Genomic DNA, 1,042 nt, shown 5'->3' with positions numbered 1-1,042 from the left:
CGTAGGTATCGCGTGACGCGCCGGATCCGCTTCGTAGCGCTCTAGATACACGCGCAAGGTAGCTCCCTCAGTACCGGTGCCAGACAGCCTGAGTACCACGCGCGATCCATTTTCGAGCAATACCCGGACACCTTGCTTGTCGCTGCGCGAACCATCAACAGGATCTGTGTAACAGAAGTCGTCAGCGGACTTGACACACATCCCTTCGAATTTCATTCCAGCCAACGACGGCAGCTTCTTCCGAAGCTCATCCATCAGCGTCTCTGCCTTCGCCGTTTCAATGCCTTCGTAGTCGTGCCTCGAATAAACATTACGACCAAATCGACGCCAATGCTCGCGAACGATTTGCTCGACCGGTTCGTCGCGCACAGCAAGAATGTTCAGCCAGTAGAGTACCGCCCACAACCCGTCTTTCTCGCGCACATGGTTGGAACCGGTACCAGCGCTCTCTTCACCGCACAGGGTTGCTTTACCGGCATCAAGCAGAGTGCCAAAGTACTTCCAGCCTGTCGGTGTTTCAAAACAGGGTATGCCGAGATCTGCGGCGACGCGGTCCACCGCGCAACTCGTCGGCATGGAACGTGCCACGCCGGCCAGTCCTTTTGCATAGGCCGGGATCAGTGTGTAATTGGCGGCAATGACGGCCAGGCTATCGCTCGGGCTGACGATGAAATCGCGCCCCACGATCATGTTGCGATCGCCGTCTCCGTCCGAAGCTGCGCCAAAGGACAAGCCGGAGTGAGCATCCGCCAGCGCAGAAACCAGATCGGCGGCATAGACCGGATTTGGGTCAGGGTGTCCGCCACCGAAATCCGGCAGCGGCGTCCCGTTAACCACGGTCCCTGCCGGCGCCCCAAGGCGTCCCTCAAGAATGGCGTGGGCATAGGGGCCGTTAACGGCATGCATTGCGTCAAAGCGCATGCGAAATTCGGGACGAGCCAATAGCCCGGCAATCCGATCAAAATCGAACAGCGACTCAAGAAGCTCGGCATAATCGGCCACCGGGTCGATGACGCTAACCAGCATGTCGCCAATGCGCGTC

Annotated in this window: 1 protein-coding gene; it reads right to left on the bottom strand. The window is 58.6% G+C overall.

The features are described 5' to 3' along the window. A partial coding sequence (locus tag PROAA_RS13700; RefSeq protein WP_186411871.1) for an alpha-D-glucose phosphate-specific phosphoglucomutase occupies nucleotides 1-1,042 on the bottom strand: 1,042 nt, incomplete at both ends.

This window comes from Candidatus Propionivibrio aalborgensis (assembly GCF_900089945.1).
Classification (GTDB): Bacteria; Pseudomonadota; Gammaproteobacteria; order Burkholderiales; family Rhodocyclaceae; genus Propionivibrio; species Propionivibrio aalborgensis.
Note: the sequence above shows the minus strand (reverse complement) of the source record. Positions and strands in the feature narration are given on the sequence as shown.